Here is a 7,652-nt window from a genome sequence, read left to right as displayed (position 1 = left end):
TCCACACCCAGCCAACCCCATCATGAGCCCGTCAGCTCGAAGAGAACCAAGGCAACCTCAGACGTCAATTACCCTGCAAATATGAAAAGTGCACATTGACAGATTAGAGAACAAAATAAGCTCAATTTGACCATGCTGCTCCTTGCAGCAAGGTCTGTTGTGTTTTCGCCCCTGTAGTGGGTCAGGATAGGAACCCAGAGTGGATCATATGCCATCGGTCATCCAGTCTGCTTCAGGGGGTTTGCGCGGAAAAACGTTGTGAGCAGATCAGCCACGGTTGTCGCGTCGTCTTCCATCAAGAAGTGACCAGCATCAGGCACGATATGTAGGTCCGAACCGGGGATCGCCGCATGAAGCTTGTGCGCCCAGTCGGTGACCTGCCATGCGTCTTTCTCGCCCCAGATGATCTGCATCGGACGCTCGCCGAGTCCCGTTAGGTCGTCGTTGATTTCCATCGTGTGCTTGGAATCGTAATGGCTGATCTGATGCTGAAACAGGCTCGCCTGTCCCACAGGGCCAGAAATATATTCCAGAAAGACCTTCAGGGCATCGGCGTCGAACGTTTCTTTGTCCTCAACCGTTGTGAGAAGCCACTCGCGAAAATGATCACGGTGTTCTTGATCCGGCTTCCTGATAAGCACATCGAGGCCGTCGGCCATCTGCTGTTTGGTGCGCGCCGATGGCCAGCTGTCAAACGTGCAGCTGTCCAGAACGGTCAGGGTTTCCGCTTGATCGGGATGAAACACACCGAACCTCAACCCGACAGAACCGCCAATGTCGTGGGCGACAACGTGAGCCTTGTCCAATCCCCATTCGTCAAAAAGCCCGTGCAGGATCGGCACCTGTCCCGACACGGATGTGTCGACGGACTGGTCCCAGGGACGCTCGGACAGGCCAAAGCCAAGGAGGTCGAGAAGGTGAACCTTGTATCCCGCATCGACCAGCTTTGGATACACGTTCCTCCAGATATAGGACGATGACGGCGTGCCGTGAACGAGCACAACGGGTTCGCCTGTCCCATGGGTGCCGTGGGCCACGCGGTAGCCATTAATGAGTGTGTCGTCGGGGACGATTGAACGCATGATAGTTCTCCAAACTGTTTGACCGATGATGGCCCATCTGACAACATGACACAAATGAATGAATATCATAATGCAATCAAGATTTGTCATGTGAGGTGTTATGGGGGCGCAAGTTGAGGTCGCCGATATGCGGGCTTTGCGCGCTGTGGTGGAAAAAGAAGGCGTCACAAACGCCGCGCAGGCGCTGAAGCTTTCGCAGTCCGCCGTCAGTCACAAGATCAAGCGGCTTGAAGTGAGCTTGGGCAAGGTGCTGCTGAACCGCGCGACGGGTGGCGGCGCTCTAACCGATGATGGTCGTCGCCTTTATGACTACGCCTGCCGTATCCTCAGCTTGCACGACGAAGCAGTCAGCAGTCTCGTCAACGAAGATCTGGTCGGCGAGATCAGTCTCGGGATCACCGAGGATATGATCACATCAGGTTTGGGAAATCTGATGGGTCGGTTCGCGCGCAAATATCCCGATGTGCAACTGAAAACGATTGTCGAACAGAGCCGCACCATCGACGCGATGCTGGTGAGCGGCGATTTGGATATCGGTGTGGTGCAGGTGTTTGCGAGTGACGTGCAGAAGACCGACGTGATCGTAAAAAAGGATTCACTGGTTTGGATCGGTCCACAGGATCATGATCTTTCAAAACACCGCCATCTGCCGTTTATCGCTTTTGACCGGAATTGTTTCTACCGCCACTGGCTGGAAACCTGCACACCCGATCTGGGGCGCCCGCTGCGCGTGGTTATGGAGTGTGCGAGTGTTGCTGGGATCATCGAGGCCGTCCGGGCAGGACTGGGGTATGCATTGGTGTCGAAATCCCGCGTTCCTTACGGCGTGGTGGAAGTCACGACAGGTATTGAGCCGCCTACACAGGTCGCTCATGTCGTGAGGTCGCAAGTGCAGTTCCTTGGCAAGCCAGCACGAATGCTGGTTAAGGAACTGGAAACCGAATTTACCGACTGTCTCTGATACTTCTCAAAAATAGGAAATCAAACGAACACGCTGAATTAAATCGCAGCCAACAAGCGTGGCAGCCAAGTAATAAACTATTCTAGCTTGCTGTATGTTTCCGGTAAGTTCAGTGATGTGATCGAAGCTATCGACGTACAATGAGCTCCTATTTTGGACACAGTGGACCGTCTTTGAGCAAAACCGGACATTGATGTACGTACGACGAAGGCCTGGAAAGTCCGCATAGCGGACGCTGACTAATCAGCCGCGAACGTCCTCTATTGTCGGTCCAGGCACATTTTGGGAATAGTAGGTGGGTCGGCGGGGAAATTCTGGTGTTTAAAAACTTGCAAGTTTTTAAAATCGACCCACTGAGAGCTTTAAAGAGTTTAAAGAATCGCCGCCCCGCATCGGTGTAATGCGGGGCGGCTTACGTTTTAGTTTTTGGCCTGGTCGACGAGTTTGCCTGCCGAAATCCACGGCATCATTGCGCGAAGTTTTTCGCCAACCTGCTCGATCTGATGTTCGTCGTTCAGGCGGCGGGTCGCTTTAAAGAAAGGCTGCCCAACGGTGTTTTCCTGCATGAAATCACGCACAAACTTACCGTTTTGAATATCAGCAAGAACCGCCTTCATCCGTGCCTTTGTTTCGTCATATGGCAGGATGCGCGGGCCGGAAACATACTCGCCGTATTCCGCAGTGTTGCTGATCGAATAGTTCATGTTGGCGATGCCGCCTTCATAGATCAGATCCACAATCAGTTTCACTTCGTGCAGACATTCAAAGTATGCCATTTCAGGTTCGTAGCCAGCTTCGACAAGGGTTTCAAAACCCATGCGGATCAGCTCTACAAGGCCACCGCAAAGCACGGCCTGTTCACCGAAGAGGTCTGTTTCACATTCCTGACGGAAGTTGGTTTCGATAATGCCGGAGCGTCCACCGCCAATGGCAGAACAGTAAGAAAGACCTATTTCCATAGCCTTACCGGTTGCATCCGTATCAACCGCAACAAGGCAAGGCACGCCGCCGCCTTTGACATATTCTCCGCGCACGGTGTGGCCCGGGCCCTTGGGTGCCATCATGATGACGTCAACACCGGCCTTTGGTTCAATCAGACCAAAGTGCACGTTCAGGCCATGCGCAAAAGCAATTGCAGCGCCTTCGCGAATGTTGTCGTGAACGTATTTCTTGTATGTCTCTGCCTGAAGCTCATCGGGCATTGTGAACATGATGAGGTCACACCAAGCCGCAGCTTCGGCAATACCCATAACGGCAAGGCCTTCGGCCTCTGCCTTGCGTGCAGAAGGAGAGCCTTCGCGCAACGCGACCACAACATTTTTAGCGCCAGAGTCGCGCAGGTTCAGCGCGTGGGCATGGCCTTGTGAGCCGTAGCCAAGAATGGCGACTTTTTTGTCTTTGATCAGATTAACATCGCAGTCGCGATCATAGTAAACGCGCATTTGGGCGCTCCTTTTTGGGTTTGTTTTCGTCTGGCGCAGAATACTGCGATATCAAGAATACGCTCTGCAAAATTTGACGTGTTTATCAATATGTGAAAAAACTCATTCATTAAATCAACAATTACCGAAATAATCATGCAACCAGATGATACAGACCGCCGCATTCTACGTCAGCTTCAGGCCGCACCAGAGCTTTCAAACAACGAGCTTGCAGAACGCGCCGGTGTTACCCCGGCAACCTGCTGGCGACGGCTTGAGAAGCTACAGACAAATGGCATCCTGCTTGGCCAGCAAGCTGTAATTGACTGGGCAGCACTTGGGTATACTGTCGAAGTCAGCCTTCGCATAACGCTCGACAAAACCCAAACCCGGGCGTTTGACGAGTTTATGGAGGCTGCGCGGGCCGTACCGGAAGTGATTGAACTTCAGACCTTTCTTGGCCGTGTTGATGTGCGTCTGTCCGTTCTGGCCCGAGACATGGCGCATTACCAGCATATCTACCGCACCAAAATTTTGACCTTGCCGCATATCGCCGATATCGAGGCGCTGATGCATGTTGCGGAAATCAAATCGTCGCAAGGATTACCGTTGTGATTGACCTTGATGATATGGACCGCACGCTTCTGCGTGCCCTTTCAGAAGATGCCACACAAAGCGCAGGTGCATTGGCGCGGCAGCACGGCTTCAGCCAGCCCGCGATATGGCGTCGCATCAAACGGCTGGAAGATGCGGGCGTGCTTAAGGAGCGAAGGGTTGTTCTGAACGCCGAGGCGCTGGGGTTTGGCGTAACAGTTTTTCTTGGGGTAAAACTGGCCACCAAAGGGCGCGTTAGTCTTGAAGATTTTGAACGCGCCATAACGGCCATTCCCGAGGTGCAAACCGTGCAGCATATTCTTGGTCTTTACGATTACAGGGTTAGGGTTGTTGCACGTGATATTTCCGATTTCGAGCGTGTGTTGCGTCGCCGCATTATGACCTTGCCCGGTGTGGGCGATGTCGAGGCGAATGTTTTACTGTCCGAAGAACGCAGGCCCGGGCCAATTGGTTGATGGTATACTGATATAGACTTTGCGTTCCTTTTCAACACGCGCTAGGCATTTCAAAACGTTTCTCGGAGATCTGCGATGACTGCTTTGCTTGAAAATATCGACCCGGACGGCCTGCTTGAATACTCGGTGGTTTTCACCGACCGTTCGCTGAACCACATGAGTGCGGCCTTTCAGCAGGTGATGCGGGATATCTCGGAGAATCTGAAAATTGTTTACAACGCTGACGCTATTGCCCTTATCCCCGGTGGTGGCACTTACGCGATGGAGGCGGTTGCCCGCCAGCTTGCAACAGACAAGAAAGCACTGGTCATCCGCAACGGTTGGTTTTCCTACCGCTGGACGCAGATTTTCGAAGCTGGCAACGTTTCGTCAGAAGAAATCGTGATGAAGGCGCATCGCAGCGGAAATGCGGTCGACGCACCCTTTGCCCCGGCACCGATTGACGAGGTTGTTGCTAAAATAAAATCTGAACAACCCGATGTTGTGTTTGCACCGCATGTTGAAACATCCTCAGGGATGATTTTGCCAGATGATTATCTGCGTGCCGTGGCTGATGCTATTCACGACGTGGGTGGTTTGTTTGTACTTGATTGCATCGCATCAGGGTGCGCGTGGGTCGATATGAAAGCAACCGGCGTTGACGTACTTATCTCTGCCCCGCAAAAAGGCTGGTCTGCGTCCCCGTCTGCCGGGATTGTCATGATGAACGAAGCCGCGTTTGCAAAAGTCAAAGCAACGCAATCCACGAGTTTTGCAATAGACTTGGGTAAGTGGCTTTCGATCATGGAGGCCTATGAGAACGGTGGCCATGCTTACCATGCGACAATGCCAACAGATGCGTTGCGTGACTTTCGCGATACGGTGATCGAAACCCGCGATTATGGGTTCGACAAGCTGTGTGATGCGCAATGGGAGCAAGGCAATCGTGTCCGGGCGGCCTTGGCTGCCCGCGGCATCAAATCTGTTGCGGCTGATGGGTTCGGCGCGCCGGGCGTTGTGGTTTGCTATACGAACAATGGGGATGTGCAGACCGGAAAAGCATTTGGCGCCCTTGGAATGCAGATCGCGGCTGGCGTACCGCTGCAATGTGATGAAGGGCCAGAATACAAAAGCTTCCGTTTGGGGCTGTTCGGGCTCGACAAGCTTTATGACGTAGACGCGAGCCTTGCGCGACTTGAAGCAGCGCTAGATCAGGTCTTCCCGTCATAAAAATTGGCTAGGAAAGCGGTTTTATCGCGTTCCTAGCCCGGCGCGCATCAGCGTTTTTCGCACCGGTGCAACTGAATAGAACGCGTTGAGCGCTTTCGCGCGCATGTCGCGAAGCCCCTGTGCGCCCATCATTGACGCACGATTGAGCGCGTCAATCCCGGTTACACGAAGACGGACTTCGGGATGGCGGCGGCGGTTGTAGGCTGTCAGCATTTCGCGTGTGCCAAGCTGATCAGGGCTGCTTTGTGCCAACTCAAGCAAAATACGCAAATCCCCTAAGCTCATATTCAAACCCTGTGCCCCGATTGGCGGCACCACGTGGGCAGATTCCGCAATCAGGGCGGTGCGTTCACCTTCCATTCGTTCGGCAATTTGGCTGATGATCGGCCAGATCGTGCGGCGGCTGGCGAGCGTCAGGGGGCCGAACAATAAACAGGACCTTTCGTTCATTGCGGCCTCGAATTCGACCCCGGGCAGATCGTAGAGCCGCTTGGCTTCGGGTCCCGTTTCCATCCAGACGATGGCAGAGCAGGGCAGGCCGTCCCGGTCAGGAAGCGGGACAAGTGTGAATGGGCCACCCGAACGGTGAATTTCCGTCGAGACGTTTTCGTGTGGGATTGGATGTGTCACAGCAAAGGCGAGGGCCTTTTGCCCGTAACGCGTTGTTTTAACGCCAATACCCAAGGCTTCGCGCACAGGTGAACTACGTCCATCAGCCGCGACTAACAGCTTGGCTGAAATGCGTGAACTGTCTGACAGCGTGACCAACGCCTCGCGCTCACGTGTCATTACACGATCTGTGCCAACACCGGGCCGGAACGACACATTCGGAAGTTCGTCTAAATGCGCAACCATTTCACGCCGTAGCAACCAGTTTGGCAGGTTCCAGCCAAAGGGCTGATCGGAAATGTCGCTTGCGTCAAAATCTTTGACCACGCGGGGTTCTGGCTCCACACCACCGGCATCCACAATCCGCATGATCTGTAGCGGAGCGGCGAAGGGTGCTAATCTACCCCATAATCCGCACTCATCCAGTAGCGTGCGTGCGGGTTGCAAAAAAGCCGTAGTTCTGAGATCAGACCCTTCAGCACTTGCCTCTGTCACCGGGGGCGTCGGGTCTACGCAAATAACCGAAAACCCGGCGGCACCAAAAGCCGATGCTGCAGTCAGCCCAGCGACGCCTCCGCCGGAAATCAGGATGTCTGTGTTTTCTCGTTCCATGGAAAGGACCTTAGGGGGCGCTAGGGGGCGCGAAAAGACTTAGCCAGACAACTGCGACACAAAGCCCGCAAGATCATCGGTATGGTGATGGATGAAATCGGCATCATGCGGGTCAGGGGCCACATGGACGGTACGCATTCCCATTGCATGTGGGGCCGCAAGATTGCGGGGGTCGTCTTCAAACATGGCTGCCTCTGCTGGCCGCGTGCCATCAAGGTCAAACACATGCTCAAAGGCTTCACGCTCTGGTTTCGGTTTGAAGCCGGCGTGTTCAACCCCATAGACGGCATCAAAAACATTCGCCAATCCGCGGGCTTCTATCACACGCTGCGCGTAGGGGGCTGTGCCGTTGGTATAGACGATCTTGCGTCCGCGAAGGTTGCGAATGGCCATTGCCAGCTTTGGATCAAGCTCCAGATGATCCATAGAGATATCATGTACATCCGTAAGGTACGGCCCGGGATCGACATCATGTTCGCGCATTAACCCGGCAAGCGTCGTGCCATAGGTTTTCCAGTAGTGGCGGCGCAGATGGTCAGCCCTGTCCCTCGTCACGTTCAGCGATTCCATCACCCAGGCTGTCATGCGAACTTCGATCTGATCGAACAACCGCGCTGCTGGTGGGTAAAGCGTGTTATCGAGATCAAAGACCCATGTTTGAACGTGAGAGAAGTGTTTCGCAACCATA

The 7,652-nt window shown here is 53.9% G+C and carries 8 protein-coding genes; 4 read left to right on the top strand and 4 right to left on the bottom strand.

Annotated elements, in window-relative coordinates:
• Nucleotides 1-218 precede the first annotated feature (218 nt).
• Nucleotides 219-1,082, bottom strand: coding sequence for an alpha/beta fold hydrolase (locus tag J4E70_RS07425; protein WP_213888449.1), 864 nt, complete (start codon nucleotides 1,080-1,082; stop codon nucleotides 219-221).
• 100 nt (nucleotides 1,083-1,182) lie between these two features.
• Between J4E70_RS07425 and J4E70_RS07420 the strand changes: the two genes are divergently transcribed.
• Nucleotides 1,183-2,043, top strand: coding sequence for a LysR family transcriptional regulator (locus J4E70_RS07420; protein ID WP_213888448.1), 861 nt, complete (start codon nucleotides 1,183-1,185; stop codon nucleotides 2,041-2,043).
• A 419-nt stretch (nucleotides 2,044-2,462) separates the two neighbouring features.
• Here the strand turns inward: J4E70_RS07420 and ilvC are convergent, their stop codons facing one another.
• Entirely contained in the window at nucleotides 2,463-3,485 is a 1,023-nt protein-coding gene (gene ilvC, locus J4E70_RS07415) for a ketol-acid reductoisomerase (RefSeq protein WP_213888447.1), read from the bottom strand.
• Nucleotides 3,486-3,620: 135 nt separating this feature from the next.
• Here ilvC and J4E70_RS07410 point away from each other — a divergent pair, with 135 nt between their 5' ends.
• The 3 genes from J4E70_RS07410 (at nucleotide 3,621) to J4E70_RS07400 (ending at nucleotide 5,743) form a co-directional block, all read left to right on the top strand.
• Nucleotides 3,621-4,079 carry an Lrp/AsnC family transcriptional regulator gene (locus J4E70_RS07410; RefSeq protein ID WP_213888446.1) on the top strand — a complete coding sequence of 153 codons (459 nt, stop codon included), beginning with the start codon at nucleotides 3,621-3,623 and terminating at the stop codon, nucleotides 4,077-4,079.
• Nucleotides 4,076-4,534 carry an Lrp/AsnC family transcriptional regulator gene (locus J4E70_RS07405; RefSeq protein WP_213888445.1) on the top strand — a complete coding sequence of 153 codons (459 nt, stop codon included), beginning with the start codon at nucleotides 4,076-4,078 and terminating at the stop codon, nucleotides 4,532-4,534. The genes J4E70_RS07410 and J4E70_RS07405 overlap by 4 nt, the downstream gene beginning before the upstream one ends.
• 75 nt (nucleotides 4,535-4,609) lie before the next feature.
• Nucleotides 4,610-5,743 carry an aminotransferase class V-fold PLP-dependent enzyme gene (locus J4E70_RS07400; RefSeq protein WP_213888444.1) on the top strand — a complete coding sequence of 378 codons (1,134 nt, stop codon included), beginning with the start codon at nucleotides 4,610-4,612 and terminating at the stop codon, nucleotides 5,741-5,743.
• 21 nt (nucleotides 5,744-5,764) lie between these two features.
• On the opposite strand, the gene J4E70_RS07395 is transcribed toward J4E70_RS07400, so the two are convergent.
• Together J4E70_RS07395 and J4E70_RS07390 are read right to left on the bottom strand one after the other, a co-directional pair.
• Complete coding sequence (locus J4E70_RS07395) at nucleotides 5,765-6,964, bottom strand: UbiH/UbiF family hydroxylase (RefSeq protein WP_213888443.1); 1,200 nt, start codon at nucleotides 6,962-6,964, stop codon at nucleotides 5,765-5,767.
• 39 nt (nucleotides 6,965-7,003) lie between these two features.
• Complete coding sequence (locus J4E70_RS07390) at nucleotides 7,004-7,651, bottom strand: pyrimidine 5'-nucleotidase (RefSeq protein ID WP_213888442.1); 648 nt, start codon at nucleotides 7,649-7,651, stop codon at nucleotides 7,004-7,006.
• Nucleotide 7,652 lies beyond the last annotated feature (1 nt).

It is taken from the genome of Pseudohalocynthiibacter aestuariivivens (assembly GCF_018457175.1).
Taxonomy (GTDB): Bacteria; Pseudomonadota; Alphaproteobacteria; order Rhodobacterales; family Rhodobacteraceae; genus Pseudohalocynthiibacter; species Pseudohalocynthiibacter aestuariivivens.
The sequence above is the reverse complement of the archived record's forward strand: the minus strand, read 5'-3'. Positions and strand labels throughout refer to the sequence as shown.